At 37.7% G+C, this 236-nt stretch carries 1 protein-coding gene; it reads right to left on the bottom strand.

Annotated features, from left to right (window positions below; all coding sequences use genetic code 11):
* On the bottom strand, positions 1–142 hold a 142-nt coding region (locus SB717_RS39480; protein WP_410908781.1), incomplete at its 3' end, for a dihydrodipicolinate synthase family protein.
* Positions 143–236: the final 94 nt, after the last annotated feature.

Here is a 236-nt window from a genome sequence, read left to right as displayed (position 1 = left end):
CTGTCGTTCCTCCTACCACGATTGCTGTTGTACCGTTATCAATTAAATAATTTACCAATTTCGTTGTCTTTGCAAAATCGATATTCCCGTTTATATCAAACGGTGTTACCATCGCGGTTGCAATTGTCCCAAAATCTATCATGGTCTCACTCCTTATTGTTCCAGTTGCTTTTCTTTTGAAAGCTCAAACGCACTATGTAATGCATTTACAGCCTCCACTAAATCAGTTTCTTTTA

It is taken from the genome of Priestia sp. SIMBA_032 (genome assembly GCF_046535215.1).
GTDB classification, from domain to species: domain Bacteria; phylum Bacillota; class Bacilli; order Bacillales; family Bacillaceae_H; genus Priestia; species Priestia aryabhattai.
This window is presented reverse-complemented; position numbering and strand designations above follow the sequence as displayed.